Source organism: Roseovarius salinarum, assembly GCF_002834145.1.
In the GTDB taxonomy this organism is placed as follows: domain Bacteria; phylum Pseudomonadota; class Alphaproteobacteria; order Rhodobacterales; family Rhodobacteraceae; genus Roseovarius; species Roseovarius salinarum.
Map to the genome: position 1 here is coordinate 131,198 of NZ_PHNT01000004.1, position 17,701 is coordinate 148,898.

17 protein-coding genes are annotated in these 17,701 nt (G+C 69.6%); 8 read left to right on the plus strand and 9 right to left on the minus strand.

Features of this window, described 5'->3' with window-relative positions:
* Positions 1-122 precede the first annotated feature (122 nt).
* From CEF10_RS06045 to CEF10_RS06055, 3 genes are all read right to left on the minus strand, one after another.
* Positions 123-635 carry a hypothetical protein gene (locus tag CEF10_RS06045; protein ID WP_101067232.1) on the minus strand — a complete coding sequence of 171 codons (513 nt, stop codon included), beginning with the start codon at positions 633-635 and terminating at the stop codon, positions 123-125.
* Positions 636-929: 294 nt separating this feature from the next.
* The gene (locus CEF10_RS06050) at positions 930-1,262 is read right to left on the minus strand and encodes a BrnA antitoxin family protein (RefSeq protein WP_101067233.1); all 333 of its coding nucleotides are present in this window, start codon (positions 1,260-1,262) and stop codon (positions 930-932) included.
* Positions 1,263-1,426: 164 nt separating this feature from the next.
* Positions 1,427-3,115, minus strand: a complete 1,689-nt coding sequence (locus tag CEF10_RS06055; protein WP_101067234.1) for a BCCT family transporter — start codon at positions 3,113-3,115, stop codon at positions 1,427-1,429.
* Between the two features lie 243 nt (positions 3,116-3,358).
* Between CEF10_RS06055 and CEF10_RS06060 the strand changes: the two genes are divergently transcribed.
* Positions 3,359-3,775: a universal stress protein gene (locus CEF10_RS06060; protein WP_101067235.1), complete on the plus strand. Its 417-nt coding sequence runs from the start codon at positions 3,359-3,361 to the stop codon at positions 3,773-3,775.
* A gap of 21 nt (positions 3,776-3,796) precedes the next feature.
* Here the strand turns inward: CEF10_RS06060 and CEF10_RS06065 are convergent, their stop codons facing one another.
* Positions 3,797-4,096 (minus strand): DUF2798 domain-containing protein, encoded by a 300-nt coding sequence (locus CEF10_RS06065; protein WP_332870135.1) that lies wholly within the window; start codon positions 4,094-4,096, stop codon positions 3,797-3,799.
* A 52-nt stretch (positions 4,097-4,148) separates the two neighbouring features.
* On the opposite strand from CEF10_RS06065, the gene CEF10_RS06070 reads away from it, so the two are divergent.
* Positions 4,149-5,066, plus strand: coding sequence for a cation diffusion facilitator family transporter (locus CEF10_RS06070; protein WP_101067236.1), 918 nt, complete (start codon positions 4,149-4,151; stop codon positions 5,064-5,066).
* Between the two features lie 27 nt (positions 5,067-5,093).
* Here the strand turns inward: CEF10_RS06070 and CEF10_RS06075 are convergent, their stop codons facing one another.
* Positions 5,094-5,843 (minus strand): hydroxypyruvate isomerase family protein, encoded by a 750-nt coding sequence (locus CEF10_RS06075; protein ID WP_101067237.1) that lies wholly within the window; start codon positions 5,841-5,843, stop codon positions 5,094-5,096.
* A gap of 161 nt (positions 5,844-6,004) precedes the next feature.
* On the opposite strand from CEF10_RS06075, the gene CEF10_RS06080 reads away from it, so the two are divergent.
* Positions 6,005-6,925: a DMT family transporter gene (locus tag CEF10_RS06080; protein ID WP_101067238.1), complete on the plus strand. Its 921-nt coding sequence runs from the start codon at positions 6,005-6,007 to the stop codon at positions 6,923-6,925.
* A 15-nt stretch (positions 6,926-6,940) separates the two neighbouring features.
* Here CEF10_RS06080 and CEF10_RS06085 read toward each other — a convergent pair whose 3' ends face one another.
* Positions 6,941-7,639, minus strand: a complete 699-nt coding sequence (locus tag CEF10_RS06085) for an SDR family NAD(P)-dependent oxidoreductase (protein WP_101067300.1) — start codon at positions 7,637-7,639, stop codon at positions 6,941-6,943.
* Positions 7,640-7,647: 8 nt separating this feature from the next.
* Positions 7,648-8,229 (minus strand): DUF1285 domain-containing protein, encoded by a 582-nt coding sequence (locus tag CEF10_RS06090; protein ID WP_101067239.1) that lies wholly within the window; start codon positions 8,227-8,229, stop codon positions 7,648-7,650.
* Between the two features lie 68 nt (positions 8,230-8,297).
* Here CEF10_RS06090 and CEF10_RS06095 point away from each other — a divergent pair, with 68 nt between their 5' ends.
* From CEF10_RS06095 to CEF10_RS06110, 4 genes are read left to right on the plus strand one after another with little or no spacing between them, the layout of a single operon-like run.
* Positions 8,298-9,305, plus strand: a complete 1,008-nt coding sequence (locus CEF10_RS06095) for an AAA family ATPase (protein ID WP_101067240.1) — start codon at positions 8,298-8,300, stop codon at positions 9,303-9,305.
* A complete protein-coding gene (locus CEF10_RS06100) occupies positions 9,302-10,180 on the plus strand; it encodes a DUF58 domain-containing protein (protein ID WP_101067241.1) in 879 nt (292 codons plus the stop codon). Before CEF10_RS06095 ends, CEF10_RS06100 begins: the two co-directional genes overlap by 4 nt.
* The gene (locus CEF10_RS06105) at positions 10,177-12,969 is read left to right on the plus strand and encodes a DUF4159 domain-containing protein (RefSeq protein ID WP_101067242.1); all 2,793 of its coding nucleotides are present in this window, start codon (positions 10,177-10,179) and stop codon (positions 12,967-12,969) included. Before CEF10_RS06100 ends, CEF10_RS06105 begins: the two co-directional genes overlap by 4 nt.
* Complete coding sequence (locus tag CEF10_RS06110) at positions 12,966-15,020, plus strand: glutamine amidotransferase (RefSeq protein WP_101067243.1); 2,055 nt, start codon at positions 12,966-12,968, stop codon at positions 15,018-15,020. Before CEF10_RS06105 ends, CEF10_RS06110 begins: the two co-directional genes overlap by 4 nt.
* 6 nt (positions 15,021-15,026) lie before the next feature.
* On the opposite strand, the gene CEF10_RS06115 is transcribed toward CEF10_RS06110, so the two are convergent.
* Together CEF10_RS06115 and CEF10_RS06120 are read right to left on the minus strand one after the other, a co-directional pair.
* Entirely contained in the window at positions 15,027-15,386 is a 360-nt protein-coding gene (locus tag CEF10_RS06115) for a hypothetical protein (RefSeq protein ID WP_101067244.1), read from the minus strand.
* Positions 15,383-16,144, minus strand: a complete 762-nt coding sequence (locus CEF10_RS06120; protein ID WP_101067245.1) for a DUF599 domain-containing protein — start codon at positions 16,142-16,144, stop codon at positions 15,383-15,385. The genes CEF10_RS06115 and CEF10_RS06120 overlap by 4 nt, the downstream gene beginning before the upstream one ends.
* An 82-nt stretch (positions 16,145-16,226) precedes the next feature.
* On the opposite strand from CEF10_RS06120, the gene CEF10_RS06125 reads away from it, so the two are divergent.
* Positions 16,227-17,666: an FAD-linked oxidase C-terminal domain-containing protein gene (locus CEF10_RS06125; protein ID WP_101067246.1), complete on the plus strand. Its 1,440-nt coding sequence runs from the start codon at positions 16,227-16,229 to the stop codon at positions 17,664-17,666.
* The last annotated feature ends 35 nt before the right edge of the window (positions 17,667-17,701 follow it).

Here is a 17,701-nt window from a genome sequence, read left to right on the forward strand (position 1 = left end):
ACGCTGCCGTGCAGCAATGATCCTCGTTGCGGATTACAGCTATGGGTCGTCAGCGTGGCTGCCGGCATCGCCAGCGAAGGGTCAAATACCGCAGCACCGCACGGTAGCTTCAAGCCCAATGGTCAACCTGTGTTCGGGAGGAAGCCAATACGTGAACGCCCCTGCGCTCGATCCAGCTCGATTGAAAAGGCCTGATGAACATCTTGGAAAATTGCTTCGCAAATTCCGTCCATAACCGTTTCCAAAACATTGCTAATATGGAATTGCTTCGATTGAACTCCCACGTGGATTAGCAATCCGGCATCCAAGGGGTGGAATTCAATGACGGTGCGAACAAAAGCTTCACCATCGTCCGACTGGTTCCCGATTTTGGTGCAGACACCCATGCAGATCGGCTCCAAGTAGATTACGCTGCGTCCATAGAAATCAAAAGCCGCATCACGGTAGAGCTCCTGCGGCTCAAACTCACCGTGCGGTGGGACCGCGCCTACAGCAGTGTTCGGCCCGCCTAAGTAGGCAGCGTAGGCTCCCACGATTTTGCTGCCGCTGGCCTTGACGTCCTTCAGGAACCTTCTCGTCTTTTCCCCGTAGTCTCTCGTCAGTGATTGAAGCTCTTCGTATTTTCTGGTTGTCATGCTCTACTCTTCCACAATTTAGCAAACTTGCCGCCGGCTTGATCTCGCCCAGTTTACGGGAGTCAATTCGCGTCGAGGGAGGCCAACGGCTGCGATGTCTCGCACGGCCGAGCTTGGGCCGGGCCTCAATGCTGCACAAGACCCGAATGGCTGGTTCGGTGAAGCCGCCGCACGGCATCGAGAAGTGTCGCGAGCGGCAGCTCTGGGCCGGTCACGTCTCGATGGGCGGCCAAGGTTCCCAACTTTGCAGCCCCCGCCCCATGCGCATCCCGGCCGGCGCGGCGCGTGCGCGGCCTATTCCTCCCTTTCCGCCATCCGCTTGGCCAGCATCTCGTCCATCCGCACCTCGTGGGCGATCTTCATCCGGGCGTAGGTGCCCAGCAGGCGGTTGATCCGCGCCTGGTAGCCGCGGCCCATCGCGCGGTAGAACTTCGCGACCGAGGCATCGAGGTAGAGCGTGACCTTCACCTTCGGTTCCGCCACGTCGAGGTCGTGTTCCAGCGTGTGCCAGGCGTCGGGGATCTCTTCCGCCACGGTGCGCGGGATCCAGTCCTCGCGCATCAGGTAGATCAGGTCGTGCATCAGCCGCTCCCGGGCGATGCGTTGGCTCTTGGACATGGCGGCCATGGCGGGTCTCCTGTTTTCCGGGGCAGGATCGCGCGGGCCGGTGGCCGGACGGTAAGCGCGGCGCACTGTCGGCGCGCCGACGCGATACCGACGTTGCACCGACGTGGAAAACCAAGGAAAACCAACGGGTTGGCGCGTTTCCGGGCGGGTGCGCCGGGGCCGGCTCAGCGCGGGGGATCGTCGGTGTCGCCGGTGCCGTTCGGGTCGAGGGGCTCGTCATGGGCTTCCGGCGCGGTGGGGTGCGATTCCTCCTCGAACTTCTGGGCCTCCTCGCGCTCGGCCGCGCGCATCAGCAGCCGTTCGATCCGCTCGTCCAGCAGCCTGGCCCTCTCCTCGCGCAGGGCGACCTCCCGGGCCACGTCGCGGTATAGCGACACCGCGATCAGCACCATCAGCAGCATGAAGGGAAAGGCCGCGATGATCGACACCGTCCGCAGGCTTTCCAGCCCGCCGGTCAGCAGCAGCACGACCACCACCAGAAGCTGCAGGCACCCCCACAGGATGCGCACGGCCCGGCCGGGGTTGAGCACGCCCTTCGAGGTGAACATGCCCAGCACGAAGGTCGCCGAGTCCGCCGAGGTGACGAGGAACATGCACACCAGAAGGATCGCCGCGACCGTCAGCAGCCCGCCCAGCGGCAGCTGGTCGAGCAGCACGTAGAGCCCGGCGGGCACCTCCTGCGCGACCGCCTCGGCGATGCCGGCGTTCTCGAAGATCTCGAAGTGGATCGCGGCGCCGCCGAAGGCGGAAAACCACAGCATCGACAGCGCCACCGGCACGACCATCACGCCCAGGACGAATTCGCGGATCGTCCGCCCGCGCGAGATCCGGGCTATGAAGCTGCCCACGAAGGGCGCCCAGCTCAGCCCCCAGGCCCAGTAGAACAGCGTCCACTGTTCGACCCACCGCCCGCCGGAATAGGGCGAGGTGACCAGGCTCATCTGCAGCAGGTTGCCCAGGTATTCGCCCAGCGTCTGGGTCATCACGCCGAAGATGAAGGAGGTCGGCCCGAACAGCAGGACGACCGCCAGAAGGAATGCCGCCAGCCCCATGTTGGCGTTGCTCAGAAGGCGCACGCCGCGGTCCAGCGGGGTCATCGCCGACAGCATGAACAGCCCGCCGATCACCGCGACGATCACGAGCTGCGCGCCGAAGCCGTAGGGCAGCCCCGTCAGCCGCGCCAGGCCGCTGTTGATCTGCAGCGCCCCCAGCCCCAGCGTGGTCGCCACGCCGAAAACGGTGGAGACCACGGTGAGGATGTCGATCGCCTTGCCCCAGCCGGCATCGACGCGGTCGCCCAGCAGGGGGCGGAAGGCTTCGCTGATCAGCCCGTGGCTCTGGTGGCGGAAGCGGACATAGGCGATCGCCAGCCCGACCAGCGCGAAGTTGGCCCACTGGTGCAGCCCCCAGTGAAAGAAGGCGTAGCGCATCCCCGTCTGCGCCGCCATGGCCGTGCGCGGCAGGCCGGTGCCCAGGGGGGGCTCGTTGAAATGCATCATCGGTTCGGCGACGCCCCAGAACACGAGGCCCACCCCCATGCCGCCGGAAAAGATCATCGCCAGCCAGCTGGAATAGGAAAATTCCGGCGCCTCGTCCTCCGGCCCGAGGCGGATCCGGCCGGTCTTGGACAGCCCCAGGAACAGCACGAAGCCAACGAACCCGGTGGTGACCAGAAGATACATCCAGCCCACGTTGGTCGCGGTGGCGTGCAGCACGGCCTGCGCCGCGGTCTGGACCCATCCGGGCGCGATGGCCGCCGCCAGCACGAAGACGCCCACGATGGCGAAGGAGACGCGGAAGACCGTTCCGACGTCGCCCAGCCGGTCCGTCACGCTGTCCGGAAGCTTTCGCATTCGGTCTCCCAACGCGGATCGCCCGCCGGCGCACCGGCGCGACACACGCGACGTGTATGCGCCGCCGCGGGCAAGATCAAACCGCGTTTTCTTTCCGGGCCGGGGTGTGCCGGGCGGCAGAGAATCGCGCGTGCGCGGAGACATGTCGTTTGCACGCGCGCGGGTGGCGCTTGTGCGCCGTGTCCGTTACGCGAATCGGATACAAGATGCGTCTTCGCCCCTCAGCCCGGAAGGCCCTTCAGAATGCCCCGCGACACCAAGCTCATCCTCTGTCCCGTGAACCTCCGCCACGTGCGGGTCGAATACAACGCCTACCAGGAGGCCGTCGAGATGGCGCAGCGGCGCGACGCGAAGCTGATCGTCGCCACCGTCGTGCCCGAATTCGAACGCAACATGAATATCTACGACAGCGAAGCCTACTGGAGCGAGGAGCTGCGCAAGTTCCTCGCCGCCCACCCCGCGCCGGAGGGGGTGGAGATCACGCCGATCGTGCGCAAGGGCGCGGTGCATCGCCAGATCGTCAAGCTGGCCGACGAGAAGAACGTTGATCTCATCGTGATGGAGGCCGCCAACCCCCGCGTGCAGGATTACCTTCTTGGCACGACGGCCAGCCATGTCGTCACCCACGCGGAATGTTCCGTCTACGTCGTGCGCAACTGACAGGCCGGTCGCGCCGCCCCGTCACTCCGAGTCGCGCACCAGCAGCGCGACCAGCCGGCGTGCCAGCGGTGCGACCACCATCACCGTGGGGAAGGCGACCGCCCAGCCCGACAGCCAGGAGGTCAGCCAGAGGCCGAGGAACCCTTGGGCGGGCCCCGATGACATCAGCGTCGCGATCGCGGACACGATGCAGGACATCAGCCCCGACAGGATGAAGCTGAACAGTATGTTGGCGTAACGCGCCGGGATCATCGCGCGGCCCACGCCCTTGCGGGGCACGCTTTCGCAGCGGCCGGACCCATTCACGTTCCCCTTGACCATCCCGTCGACGTGCACGCTAGTTGCCTGCGCCGGCCGGGAAAAGGGGGGCACCATGCCGCACGACCACACCCACCACAGCCATCATGCCGCCGAGGCGGGCGACCGCCGCGTCGGCGTGGCGGTCGCCGTGAATCTCGGCCTGACGGTCGTGCAGATCGTGGCCGGTGTGATCGCCGGCAGCCTCGCGCTGATCGCGGACGCGATTCACAACCTCTCGGACGCGCTGTCACTGGTGATCGCGCTGGTCGCGCGCCGCATCGGGCGGCGCCCGGCGGATGCGGCGATGACCTTCGGGTACGGGCGGGCCGAGGTCGTGGCCGCGCTCATCAACTACACCACGCTGGTCGTGATCGCGCTCTACCTCGTGGCCGAGGCGGTGCAGCGCCTGATCGACCCTGCGGGCGTGGACGGCTGGCTGGTGGTCGTCGTGGCGGGTGTGGCGCTGGTCATCGACACGGTGACGGCCCTGCTGATCCATTCGATGTCGAAAAGCAGCATGAACATCCGCGCGGCGTTCCTGCACAACGTGGCCGACGCGCTGGGCTCGGTCGCGGTGATCGTGGGCGGCACGCTGATCCTGTTGTACGACTGGCGGCTGGTGGATCCTCTGGTGACGCTTTTGATCGCGGGCTACATCCTGTGGCACGCGGGTAACGGCATTCGCCCTGCCATCGCCGTTCTCATGCTGGGCAGCCCCGGCGACCCCTCGCTTGACCGCGTTGTCGCGAGGCTGCGCAGCCTGCCCGGCGTGGCCGACGTGCATGCCCTTCACCTCTGGCGCATGCAGGAGGACACGGTCGCCTTCCAGGGCCACGTGGTGATGGAGGAGGGCGCCGACGCGCTCGCGCTGCGCGCCGGGATCAAGCGCTGCCTGTCCGAGGAGTTCGGCATCGATCACGCCACCATCGAGATGGAACCCGAAGGCGCCCACTGCGAAACGCCCGCGCTGATCGGCGGAACGGGACAGTGACGCGGCACTTGCCGTGGCGCGGGGCGCCTAGGTGATCCAGCCCAGCCCGGCCTCCGTCCGTCCCGACGGGTGGTATTCGCCGCTGACGTAGCCTGCGTAACCCCAATCGTCGAGCGCGGCGAAGAAGGCGGGATAGTCGATCGCGCCCTTTACCGGCTCGTGCCGGCCCTCGGCCCCCGCCACCTGGACGTGGCGGGCGCGGTGGCCATGGCGCGCCCAGGTGCCCATGACGTCGCCGGTGATCCTATGGGCGTGGTAGGCGTCGAACTGCAGCCCGAGGTTGGTCGCCCCGACCGTGTCGAGCACGTCCGCGGCCAGTTCGAAATCATCGAGGAAATAGCCGGGGATGTCGTGGCGGTTGATCGGCTCGATCGTGAGCGCGCGGTGCGGCGCGGTCGCCGCGGCCCAGGCGAGGTTATCGATGAAGGTGCGCCGCGCCTGCGGCCCCTCGGCCACGCCGGCCATGACGTGGATCTTCTCGGCGCCCAGCACCTCGGCGTAGCGCAGGGCGCGCATGAAGTCATGCCGGAACCGTTCTGCCCCGCCGGGGATCGCGGCGAACCCGCGGTCACCGCCCGTCCAGTTGGGCGGCGGGGTGTTGATCAGCACGAGCGTCTGCGCGGCGGCCGTCAGGGCGCGGCGGATCGCGCTGCCGGCCTCGTCGTAGGGGAACAGGATCTCGACCGCCTCGAAGCCGGCATCGCGCGCGGCGGCGAACCGTTCGAGCAGCGGCACCTCGGTGAACAGCATCGACAGGTTGGCGGCGAAACGCGGCATGGCCGGACGATACAACCCTGGCGGATGCCGGTCACCGTCCGTTTCCGACACCTGGTCGGAAACGGCATAGATCGGCCGAGCGACTCACGCTAGACGATGCCCGTGGCCGTCTGGTCCACGCTTCTTGCGACAGTACCGCGACGACGACGGGAGGTGACGGGATGACCCGAAGCCCCGATCCCGCCCGGCTGGCCGCGCCGGCCGCCGGGCGGCAGCAGGCCCTGTCGGGCAACGCCGTGTGCGTGGGGTCCATGATGCTCTGGGCCGCGGGCTTTCCGGCGGCCGAGATGCTGCTCCGGACATGGTCGACGCTCGCGCTGATCTCGGCGCGCCTGCTGGTCGCGGTGCTGTTTCTTGTCGCGGTGTGGGCGGTGCTGGACGGACCGCGCGTGCTGGCCCGCGCCCGGTGGGGGCGCGGCCTGATGGTCGGCAGCCTCGGCTTCGGGCTGGGCACATGGCTCTTGCTGGTGGGCCAGAAGCTGACCGACCCTGTGACCGTGGCGATCATCGCGTCCTCCAGCCCCATCGCCGCGGCGCTGATCGAGGTATGGCGCGACGGCCGGCGCCTGACCACGCATTTCGCCGTGGGCGTGGCCGCTGCCGTCGCCGGCGGCGTGGTGGCCACCGGCGGCGGCGTGCCGGCCGAGTTCGGTCTCGGCGCGCTGGCGGCGGTCGCCTCGTGCTTCCTGTTCGCCTGGGGCAGCCACGCGGCGGCCCGCGATTTCCCCGAGCTTTCGGTCACGGGCCGGGCCACCGTCACGCTGGCGGGCGGGCTTGTCTTTGCCGGCGCGCTCTACCTCGGGGCCGTGCAGCTGGGGTTCGACAGCGCGCCCGCCGCACCGGTGGACGCGGGGCAACTCGGGCTTCTGGGCATTTACGCCGTCTGCGCCATGGGGCTGTCACAGCTTCTCTGGATCGCCTCCGTCGGGCGGCTGGGCATCGGGTTGGCGTCCTTCCACATCAACGTGGCGCCCTTCTACGTGATGGTGATCATGCTGGTTCTCGGCGCGGCGTGGAGTTGGCCGCAGGCCATCGGCGCGGCGATCGTCGGCGCGGGCGTGGTGCTGGCGCAGCGCGGTTGAGGCGCCGCTTGCCGGCTAGAAGCGTTCCACCCAGGGGCGCAGCGTCAGTTCGTCGGACCACGCCGACCGGTCCTGCCGGATGAGTTGAAGGTAGCTTTCGGCGATGGCGTCCGGGTTGAGCATGCTGTCGGGATTTCCGGGCGGCTCGGTCCGGCCGGGGTTTCGGATCGCGCCGTCTATGTTGATCCAGGCGACGTGAATGCCCTGCGGGTGCAGTTCGCGCGCCATGCTCTGCGCGAGACCGCGTTGCGCGAACTTGCCCATCGCGAAGCTGGCCGAGTTCGGGAACCCCTTCACGCCCGCCGAGGCGCCGGTGAACAGGATCGTGCCGCGCACGCCATCGCGGGGGTCGGCCGCCAGCATGCGCCGTGCCGCCGCCTGGCCCATCAGGAAAGCACCGTGCGCGGTGACGTCAAGCGCGGCGCGCACCGCGTCGGGGTCGAGATCGGTGATCGGGCCGCGCACCCGGGCCGACGGGTTGTAGACGGCCACACGCGGTGCCTCGGGCAGCGAATCGAACAGCGCAGCCACCGCGGCGGGGTCGGTGGCGTCCAGCGGCACGACGCGCGCCCCGGTCTCATCCGCCAGATCGCCCAGCTTGTCGGCATCGCGCGCGCCGAGCACGAGCCTGTGTCCCGCGCGCGCCAGCCGCCGCGCCAGCGCCGCCGAAAGCCCGTGCCCGGCCCCGACAATCACGGCGGTGTCTTGTGGCATGCCGTCGGTCATTCGCGCGGCATCTCCTCGGAGGGGATCATGCGGAAGAACATGCCGCCCGCCCAGAGGCCGAACCATCCGTCCTCGTGGCAGCCGAGATCGACCAGCCGGTAGAAACTCTTGCGGTCGATCAGCGCTTCGAGGCCGTCGCGCACAAGCACATATGGGGCCGGTTCGCCCGTCTCGGCGTCGCGCTCGACGCGAATCGGGTGTTCGGGGCCGGCGGCGACCCGGTCGCCGACGTTGGTTTCGAACACCAGCTCCTGCGTGCGCCCTTCGCCCTCGGCCTCGACATCCACCGCGACGAAGGGCGCGTCGTCGACGGTGATGCGGTACTTCTCGACCGGCGTGACCAGGAAGTAGTCATCACCCTCGCGCCGCAGGATCGTGGAAAACAGGCGCACCAGTCCGGGCCGCTCGATCCGCTGGCCCTCGTGGAGCCAGCGTCCGTCGCGGGCGATGCGCATGTCCATGTCGCCGGTAAATTCCGGGTCCCAGTCATGCACCGGCGGCAGGCCCTCGCCCTGTGCCGCGCGCACCCTGTCGGCAAGGCTTTCTGCTGACGGGGTCGTGAGGGATTCCTTGCTCATTGCTTTTGCCATTTCTGCGCTGCGCGATACATTCACCCCGAGGATATAGAGCGCAGGGGAGATTTGCCATGACCGACGACACCGACCTGGTGGCCGAGATCGAGGCACTGGAAGGCCGGCTCGCGACGGCGCGCGAATCGGTCACGAGGCGCTTCATCGGCCAGGAGCGGGTCGTGGACCTCGCGCTCTCGGCTCTGCTTTGCGGCGGGCACGGGTTGCTGGTCGGCTTGCCCGGGCTGGGCAAGACCCGGCTGGTCGAGACGCTGTCGACGGTGATGGGGCTGTCGGCCAATCGCATCCAGTTCACGCCCGACCTGATGCCGGCCGATATCCTCGGCTCGGAGGTTCTGGAAACCGGCGCAGACGGCAGCCGGGCGTTCAAGTTCATTCCCGGGCCGATCTTCTGCCAGCTTCTAATGGCCGACGAGATCAACCGCGCCAGCCCGCGCACGCAGTCCGCGCTTCTGCAGGCGATGCAGGAACGCCAGGTCACCGTGGCCGGCGAGGACCGCGCGCTCGACGCGCCGTTCCATGTGCTCGCCACGCAGAACCCGATCGAGCAGGAGGGGACATACCCGCTGCCCGAGGCGCAACTCGACCGCTTCCTGGTGCAGATCGACGTGCCCTACCCGGATCGCGGCACCGAGCGTGACATCCTGCTGGCCACCACCGGGGCCGAGGAAGAGGAGGCGCATGGCGTCTTCACCGCCGACGAACTGATCGCCGCGCAACGCCTGCTGCGCCGCATGCCCGTGGGCGAGGCCATCGTCGAGCTGATCCTGGATCTCGTGCGCGCGTTCAGGCCCGAGGACGGATCGGCCAGCGAGGCGGTGCGCGATGCGGTGGCCTGGGGGCCGGGGCCTCGGGCCGCGCAGGCGCTGATGCTGACGGTGCGCGCGCGCGCCATGCTTCAGGGGAGGCTGGCGCCCAATGTCGATGACGTGGCCGTGATGGCGCAGCCGGTGCTGGTGCACCGCATGGCCCTGAACTTCGCCGCGCGGGCCCGCGGCGAGAACCTCGATTCGCTTATCGCCGAGACCGTGTCGCAGATCACCCGCAGCGAGGCCGCCGCTTGACCGGCGCCGCGTCCCTCCGCGCCCGAGCGGAGGCGGATTCGGCCCGCCTGCCGCCGTTGCTGGCCCGCGCCGAGCACCTGGCCGGCACGGTGCTGTTGGGCGAGCACGGTCGGCGCCGGGCCGGCACGGGCGACGATTTCTGGCAGTACCGCCCGGTGCAGCCGGGGGACGCCTATCGAGACATCGACTGGCGCCGCTCGGCGCGCAGTGACACCGAGTTCGTGCGCCAGCGCGAGTGGCAGGTCGCGCAGAGCGTGATGATGTGGGTGGATGATTCGGCCTCGATGCGGTTCACGTCCGGGGACGCGATCCCGGAAAAGGCCGACCGCGCAAGGCTGCTGGCGATGGCCGCCGCGGTGCTGCTGCTGCGCGCCGGCGAACGCGTCGGGCTGTCGGGCGGCCGGTTGCCGCCGCGCCGCGGCGAGGCGCAGAAGCACCGGCTGGCCGCGGCGCTGTCGCAGACGGGCGCGGCCGAGTACGGCAGCCCGGACATCCGCGGGCTTCTGCCCCACGGCAAGGCGCTGTTCGTGTCCGATTTCCTGGGCGACCTCGACCGGGTGCGCGACGGCCTGACCGCCGCGGCGGATCGTGGCGTGCGCGGCATCGTTCTTCAGGTGCTGGACCCGGCCGAGGAGGCCTTCCCCTACCGCGGGCGCACGATCTTCGAATCCATGGGCGGGTCGCTTGCGCACGAGACGCTGAAGGCCGACGAACTGCGCGCGCGTTACCTTGAACGGCTGGCGGCGCGCAAGGACGAGCTGCGCCGCCTCTGCGACGCCACCGGCTGGCAGTACGGGATCCACCACACCGGCACCAGCGCGCAGGCGGAACTGCTCTGGCTCTACAGCGCGTTCGAGGCGGAGGGGCGGGCATGACGCTGGGCCCTATCGGATTCGCCGCGCCGTGGCTTCTGGTGGCGCTGGTGGCCCTGCCGCTGCTGTGGCTGATCCTGCGCGCCGTGCCGCCGGCGCCGATCCGGCGGCGGTTTCCGGGCGTGGCGCTGCTGCTGGGCCTGCGCGACGAGGACAGCGTGTCCGACCGCACGCCTTGGTGGCTTCTTCTCCTGCGGATGCTGGCCGTGGCCGCTCTGATCGTGGGGCTGGCCGGCCCCGTGCTGAACCCCGAGCCGGAGAACGCCGCGGCGGATCGCGACATGCCGTTGCTGTTCGTTCTCGACGGCAGCTGGGCCAGCGCGCGCGACTGGCCCGCGCGCCGCGCGTTGCTCGACGGGATGATGGCCGAGGCCGGGCGGCAGGGCCGCCGCGTGGCGGTGCTTCGGCTTACCGAGCCGGAAGCGCCCGTTTTCCGCGCCGCCGCGGACTGGCGCAGCCGTCTTTCGGGCCTCGCGCCCCACGCCTGGGCCCCGACCCGGCAGATGATCGAGACGGCGACCGGCATGCTCGGGGCCGGCCCGTTCGAGACGCGCTGGCTGTCGGACGGGCTGGACCATGCCGGCCGCACCGGGCTGCTGGCGGCGCTGCGCGATCGCGGTCCGGTCACCGTGCGCGAAAGCCCGCGGTCCGTGCTGGCGCTGGCCCCGCCGCAGACGAACGAGGGCGTGCTGACCCTGTCGGTGCAGCGCCCCCGCGCCGGCGCGGCGCGCGAGGTGACGGTGGAGGCGCACGGGCGTGATCCTGCCGGCGCGCCACGCGTTCTGGCGCGGCTGCCCGTTCGAATGCCGGCGGGCGAGACCCGGGCCACGGGCGAGCTGGCCCTGCCGTCCGAATTGCGCGCGCGCATCGACCGGTTCGAGATCGCCGCGCAGCGGCACGCCGGCGCCGTGAGCCTGGGCGACGACAGCCTGCGCCGGCGCGAGGTCGCGCTGATCGCCGGGCGCGAGGACCGTGAGGGGCTCGAGCTGCTGTCGCCGCTGCATTACCTGGAAAAGGCACTGGCGCCCACGGCGGACCTGCTTGACGGCGCGCTGATGGAGGTGCTGCCCGCCAACCCCGACGCGGTCGTGCTGGCCGACGTGGCGCGGCTGTCGGGGGCCGAGCAGGAGGCGCTGCTCGACTGGGCCGAAGACGGCGGCCTGCTGGTGCGCTTCGCCGGGCCGCAACTGGCCGCCAGCGACGTGTCGCGCGACGAGGAGGCACCTTTGATGCCCGTACGGCTGCGCGCGGGCGGGCGCACCGTGGGCGGCGCCATGAGCTGGGGGGAGCCCAAGGCGCTGGCGCCCTTCGGCGAGGACAGCCCGTTCCACGGCCTCGACATTCCCGGCGACGTGACGGTGAACGCGCAGGTCGTCGCGCAACCCGATCCCACGCTGTCGGACCGTGTCATCGCGCGGCTGTCGGACGGCACGCCGCTGGTGACGCGCAAGGCGATCGGCGCGGGACAGGTGGTGCTGTTCCATGTCACCGCCAACGCCGAATGGTCCAGCCTGCCGCTGTCGGGGCTGTTCGTGCAGATGCTCGAACGTCTGGCCGTGTCCTCGGCCGTCGCGCAGCCGGAGGCCGGGCAGCTCGAGGGCACGACGTGGCAGCCCGTGCAGGTGCTCGACGCCTTCGGGCAGCTCGACGACGGCGGCACTCTGCCCGGCGTGCCCGGCGAGACGCTTGTCGCGGCGCCGCTGGGGCCGGACCTGCGGCCCGGCGTCTACGAGGGCGCGGACCGGCAACTGGCGCGCAACGTGATCGGCGCCGACACGCGGCTCGCGCCCGTCGAATGGCCCGCCGACGTGCCCGTCACGGGGCTGGCCCGGCCCGACGAGACCCCGCTGGGCGGCTGGCTTCTGGCGCTGGCGCTGCTGCTGCTGACGGCAGACATCCTGGCCGCGCTGGCGCTTTCGGGGCGGCTTCGCCCGGCCCGTGCAACCGCTGCCCTGCTGGCCGCCGCGCTGCTCGTGCCCGCGGGCGATGCCGCCGTCGCGCAGGGACAAGGCGGCGGGCGGGCCGAGGGCAGCGCCGAGGCCCGCGCGATCAAGGCGACCTCGGAGGTCGTGCTGGCGCATGTGCTGACGGGCAACCGGAAGGTGGACAACACCGCCCGCGCCGGCCTGCGCGGGTTGAGCGAGACCTTGTTCTTCCGCACCTCGGTCGAACCGGCCGACCCGATGGGCGTGGACCTCGAGACCGACGAGCTGGCGTTCTTCCCGCTGCTTTACTGGCCGGTCACCCCCGACCAGCCGCGCCCCTCGGACGCGGCCTATGCCAAGCTCAACGCCTACCTGCGGACGGGGGGCATGATCCTGTTCGACACCCGCGACGCCGACGTCGCCGGGTTCGGTGCCTCCTCGCCCAACGGGAAGAAGCTGCAAAGCCTGGCCCGGCCGCTCGACATTCCCCCGCTGGAGCCGGTGCCGGACGACCACGTGCTCACGCGCACCTTCTACCTGCTGCAGAATTTTCCCGGCCGGTACAGTGGCCGCGATGTCTGGGTCGAGGCCGCGCCGCCGGACGCCGAGAAGATCGAGGGCATGCCGTTCCGTGACTTAAACGACGGGGTGACGCCGGTGGTGATCGGCGGCAATGACTGGGCCGCGGCCTGGGCGATGGACGAGGACGGCAACGCGCTGTTCCCGGTGGGCCGCGGCTATGCCGGGGAACGCCAGCGCGAACTGTCCTACCGGTTCGGTGTGAACCTCGTGATGCATGTGCTCACGGGCAACTACAAGTCCGACCAGGTGCACGTGCCCGCGCTTCTCGACAGGTTGGGACAATGACGGCGAGCGTGATCTTCGACCCCCTGCTGCCCTGGTGGCTGATCGCCGCGCTGGCGGGGATGACGGCCTGCGGCATCGCGCTGGCGCTCTGGCGCGGGCTGACGGGCTGGGCGCTGCGGGGGCTGGCGGCCCTGGTGGTGCTGGGCGCGCTGGCCGGCCCCGTCTACCAGCAGGAGGACCGCGAGGCGCTGTCCGACATCGTCCTTCTGGTCGAGGACGAAACCGCCAGCCAGCGGCTGGCCGACCGGGCGGCCATGACGGGGCAGGCCGCCGAGACCCTGACCGCCCGTCTGGAGGCGCGCGAGAACACCGAGGTGCGCCGCATCACGGTGCCCGACGCCCCCGACAACGGCGGCACGCAACTGATGACCGCCCTGTCCGAGGCGATGGCCGAGGAACCCCGTGGCCGCGTCGCCGGGGCGTTCCTGCTGTCGGACGGGCGGTTGCACGACATCGACCGCGCGCCCGACATGCCCGCGCCGGTTCACCTGCTGCACACCGGGCGCGACGGCGACTGGGACCGGCGGCTGATCGTGGAAAACGCCCCGGCCTACGCGATCCTGGGCGAGGAGATCACGCTGTCCCTGCGGATCACCGACGAGGGCGCGGCGCCCGACGGCGTGGAACAGGTGCCGCTGGAGATCGCCGTGGACGGTGAAGAGCCGCAGACCTTCCAGGTGCCCGTCGGGCGCGAGATCGAGCTGCCCGTGACCCTGCCGCACGGCGGGCGCAACGTGTTGCAGTTCACGACGCCCGAGGCCGAGGGCGAGCTGACCGACCGCAACAACACCGCGCTGGTCCAGATCAACGGTGTGCGTGACCGGCTGCGCGTTCTGCTGGTATCGGGCGAGCCGCACGCCGGCGGGCGCACCTGGCGCAACCTGCTGAAATCCGACAGTTCCGTGGACCTCGTGCATTTCACGATCCTGCGCCCGCCGAACAAGCAGGACGGCGTGCCGGTGCGCGAGCTGTCGCTGATCGCCTTCCCCACGCGCGAGCTGTTCCTCGAGAAGATCGACGATTTCGACCTGATCATCTTCGACCGCTACAAGCGGCGCGGCATCCTGCCCGGCATCTACCTGGACAACGTGCGCGATTACGTCGAGAAAGGCGGCGCCGTGCTGGTGGCGGCCGGCCCCGATTTCGCCAGCGCCGACAGCATCTACCGATCCGCGCTTGAGCAGGTCGTGCCGGCGCGTCCCACCGCGCGGGTGATCGAGGAGGGCTACCGCCCCGACATCACGGAACTGGGCCGCCGGCACCCGGTGACCTCCGGGCTGAAGGAACTGCACGACGGCGACTGGGGCCGCTGGCTGCGCCAGATCGAGGTGACGGACACCGGCGCGGGCGACGTCGTGATGACCGGCAAGGACGCGAAACCCCTGCTGGTGCTTGATCGCGTGGGCGAGGGGCGCGTGTCGTTGCTGGCCTCGGACCATGCGTGGCTTTGGAACCGGGGCTACCAGGGTGGCGGCCCGCAGCTGGAACTGCTGCGGCGCCTCGCGCACTGGATGATGAAGGAACCCGAACTGGAGGAGGAGGCGCTGCGCGCCGAGGCCGCCGGGCAGGAAATGCGCATCATCCGCCGCACGCTCGACGAGGAGGTGCCGCCGGTGACCATCACCACGCCCTCGGGCGAGACGGTCACGCGCGACCTCGAACAGGTGGCGCCGGGGCGGTTCGAGACGGGCTATGCCGGCCCCGAGATCGGGCTGTACCGGCTGGAGAACGGCGACAAGACGGCCGTGATCGGCCTCGGCCCCGCGGCGCCGGTCGAATTCGAACGCACCATCGCCAGCGGCGTCCCCCTGCAGCCGGTGATCGAGCCGACGCAGGGCGGCGTGACGGCGCTGGCCGACGGGCTGCCGCGCATCCGCGAGGTGCGCCCGGGCCGGCCCGCCGCCGGGCGCGGCTGGATCGGGATCACCCCGCGGGATGCCTACCGCACGCAAAGCGTCACGCAGGTGCCGCTGCTGCCGGAATGGGCGGTCCTGGCGCTGGCCGCCGGGTTGCTTCTGGCCGGGTGGCTGCGCGAGGGGCGGCGCAGCTGACGCCGTTCACTCCGCCAGCTCGACCCGCGTTTTGCTTTCCGACCAGCCGTCGACCGAACAGCGTGCGCGCACGAAGACGGCCTTCGTGCCCTCTGGCACCGTCACGCCGCCCAGGCTGCGCGTGAAGGGTTGTTCGTTCATATGGGGGTGGTGCAGCTTGCGCAGTCCAAGGCGGTCGCCGTTGGCGTCCAGCACCTCCCATCCATCGGCGTAATGGTCCCAGCCCGTGTCGGGGTGGGCGAGGGTCACGGAGATCCGCCAGCTTCCCGCCGTCGATTCGGCGGTGACGCCGCGGATCTCGGGCGGATCGGCCAGCGCGGGCGCCGCGGGGATGGCAAGGGCGACGAAAAGGGCGATGTGTTTCATGACCCCAGGTTACGCGATTCGCCATGCGCCGCGGTGTCACCTCCGCGTGAGTGGCTCGTACCGTCTTCGGGCTGCATCAGGACGCGCCGGGAATGCGAGGCGAATTCGCGGCGCAAGAGAACGAGGCAGGCCAGCACCACGGCACCGGCGAGGACGGCAGCCCCCAGCATCCAGGCGGCTGCCGCCAGCGCGAAGTAGAGCGACCGAAGCCCGCGGTTGAACCCGCGCGCCGCGGTGATGTTGATCTCGCCCGCCTTGCCGGCCCGCGGCAGGGCCAGAGGATCCTCGGGGTCATTGGGCACCGCGGCCATCAGAACCGCGCAATAGCCGAACAGCCTGTGCGACCAGACGAACTTGAGAAAGGCGTTGGACAGGAAAACGAGAACGACGAGGATCTTGATTTCCCACACGATCTCGGGGTCGCTTTCCAGCGTCAGGTCGCGCGCGATGCCGATGAAGCGTTCCATGTTGCCCAGAAGCGCGAGGCAGCCACCGATGGCGATCATCGTGGCCGAGGCGAAGAACGCCGTGCCCTGCCGCAGGGTCGACAGCGTCTGCGCGTCGAAGATGCGCGGCTGGCGGGTGATCATCTGCACCATCCAGTCGCGCCGGTAGCGGGCCATCAGCCCCGAGACGGAGGGCCGCCGGCGCGGCGGGTGCTCGACGGCATAGCCGATCGCGATCCAGCTTGCGAAAAGCAGGGCGAGCGCCGCGTAATCCGCCGTGGTAAATTGGGCAAGGCGCGTCATCCAGTCCATGCCGGCGACGATACTGCCGTCAGGTTTGACTTGCCACAGTGCAAAATTGGTTATATTTTTTTACCAATACAGGAGGCGCGCCATGGAATTGCCCAGCCCGAACCCGGAAATCCTGACCCGCAAGGCCGAGCTCGTGGCGCGGCTGGGCGAGGTGCTGCCGCCCGCGGCGGTGATTTCCGACCCCGCCGAGACGCGCGCCTACGAATGCGACGCGCTTACCGCCTACAAGTGCCCACCGCTCGCGGTGATCCTGCCCGGATCAACGCGGGAAGTCTCCGACGCCCTGGCGATCTGTCACGACATGGGCGTGCCGGTGGTCCCGCGCGGTGCGGGCACCTCGCTGGCCGGGGGCGCGCTGCCCACCGAGGACAGCGTGATCCTGGGCGTGGCGCGGCTGACCGAGGTGCTGGAAACCGATTATGACAACCGGTTCATCCGGGTGCAATCGGGGCGCACGAACCTTTCGGTGACCGGCGCGGTCGAGGACGACGGTTTTTTCTATGCCCCCGACCCCTCGAGCCAACTGGCCTGCGCCATCGCGGGCAACATCGCGATGAACTCGGGCGGGGCGCACTGCCTGAAATACGGGGTGACCACCAACAACCTGCTGGGCGTCACGCTGGTGCAGATGGATGGCACCGTGAGCGAGATCGGCGGTGCGCATCTCGACGCCGCCGGCTATGACCTGCTTGGGCTGATCTGCGGCTCGGAAGGCCAGCTCGGCGTGGTGACCGAGGCCACGCTGCGCATCCTGCACGCGCCCGAGGGCGCGCGCCCGGTGCTCATGGGATTCAACAGCAACGAGGTGGCGGGCGCCTGCGTTTCCGACATCATCAAGGCCGGCGTGCTGCCGGTGGCGATCGAGTTCATGGACCGCCCCTGCATCCGCGCGACCGAGGATTTCGCGCACGCGGGCTATCCCGATTGCGAGGCCCTGCTGATCGTCGAGGTCGAGGGCAGCGATGCCGAGATCGATGCCCAGCTCGAGGTCATCACCGGGATCGCCCGCGCCCATGATCCCGTGGAGTTGCGCCAGAGCACCTCTGACGAGGAAAGCGCGCGCATCTGGCTCGGCCGCAAGTCGGCCTTCGGCGCAATGGGACAGATCAACGATTACATGTGCCTCGACGGCACGATCCCGGTCAGCGCGCTGCCGCACGTCCTGGGCCGCATCCGCCAGATGAGCGCGGAATACGGCCTTGACGTCGCCAACGTCTTTCACGCCGGGGACGGCAACATGCACCCGCTGATCCTTTTCGACGCCAACAGGCCGGGCGACCTGGAAACCTGCGAGGCGCTGGGGGCCGAGATCCTGAAGCTCTGCGTGGAAGTGGGCGGCTGCCTGACCGGAGAACACGGTGTGGGCGTCGAAAAGCGCGACCTGATGACCCACCAGTACGGGCCGGATGACCTCGACGCGCAGATGGCCGTGAAGGACGTGTTCGACCCCCGGTGGCTGCTCAATCCGGCGAAGGTGTTTCCCCTCGCTGCCAGTGACGCGCGCCGGATCGCCGCCGAGTGAGTGGGCTCTGCCCCCGTCGCCCCAAGGGCGACTCC

Bases quoted from the DNA above. Each gene is read 5' to 3' on its own strand.
- CEF10_RS06045 (WP_101067232.1), bottom strand. From the start codon at position 635: ATGACAACCAGAAAATACGAAGAGCTTCAATCACTGACGAGAGACTAC.
- CEF10_RS06050 (WP_101067233.1), bottom strand. From the start codon at position 1,262: ATGGCCGCCATGTCCAAGAGCCAACGCATCGCCCGGGAGCGGCTGATG.
- CEF10_RS06055 (WP_101067234.1), bottom strand. From the start codon at position 3,115: ATGCGAAAGCTTCCGGACAGCGTGACGGACCGGCTGGGCGACGTCGGA.
- CEF10_RS06060 (WP_101067235.1), top strand. From the start codon at position 3,359: ATGCCCCGCGACACCAAGCTCATCCTCTGTCCCGTGAACCTCCGCCAC.
- CEF10_RS06065 (WP_332870135.1), bottom strand. From the start codon at position 4,096: ATGGTCAAGGGGAACGTGAATGGGTCCGGCCGCTGCGAAAGCGTGCCC.
- CEF10_RS06070 (WP_101067236.1), top strand. From the start codon at position 4,149: ATGCCGCACGACCACACCCACCACAGCCATCATGCCGCCGAGGCGGGC.
- CEF10_RS06075 (WP_101067237.1), bottom strand. From the start codon at position 5,843: ATGCCGCGTTTCGCCGCCAACCTGTCGATGCTGTTCACCGAGGTGCCG.
- CEF10_RS06080 (WP_101067238.1), top strand. From the start codon at position 6,005: ATGACCCGAAGCCCCGATCCCGCCCGGCTGGCCGCGCCGGCCGCCGGG.
- CEF10_RS06085 (WP_101067300.1), bottom strand. From the start codon at position 7,639: ATGCCACAAGACACCGCCGTGATTGTCGGGGCCGGGCACGGGCTTTCG.
- CEF10_RS06090 (WP_101067239.1), bottom strand. From the start codon at position 8,229: ATGAGCAAGGAATCCCTCACGACCCCGTCAGCAGAAAGCCTTGCCGAC.
- CEF10_RS06095 (WP_101067240.1), top strand. From the start codon at position 8,298: ATGACCGACGACACCGACCTGGTGGCCGAGATCGAGGCACTGGAAGGC.
- CEF10_RS06105 (WP_101067242.1), top strand. From the start codon at position 10,177: ATGACGCTGGGCCCTATCGGATTCGCCGCGCCGTGGCTTCTGGTGGCG.
- CEF10_RS06110 (WP_101067243.1), top strand. From the start codon at position 12,966: ATGACGGCGAGCGTGATCTTCGACCCCCTGCTGCCCTGGTGGCTGATC.
- CEF10_RS06115 (WP_101067244.1), bottom strand. From the start codon at position 15,386: ATGAAACACATCGCCCTTTTCGTCGCCCTTGCCATCCCCGCGGCGCCC.
- CEF10_RS06120 (WP_101067245.1), bottom strand. From the start codon at position 16,144: ATGGACTGGATGACGCGCCTTGCCCAATTTACCACGGCGGATTACGCG.
- CEF10_RS06125 (WP_101067246.1), top strand. From the start codon at position 16,227: ATGGAATTGCCCAGCCCGAACCCGGAAATCCTGACCCGCAAGGCCGAG.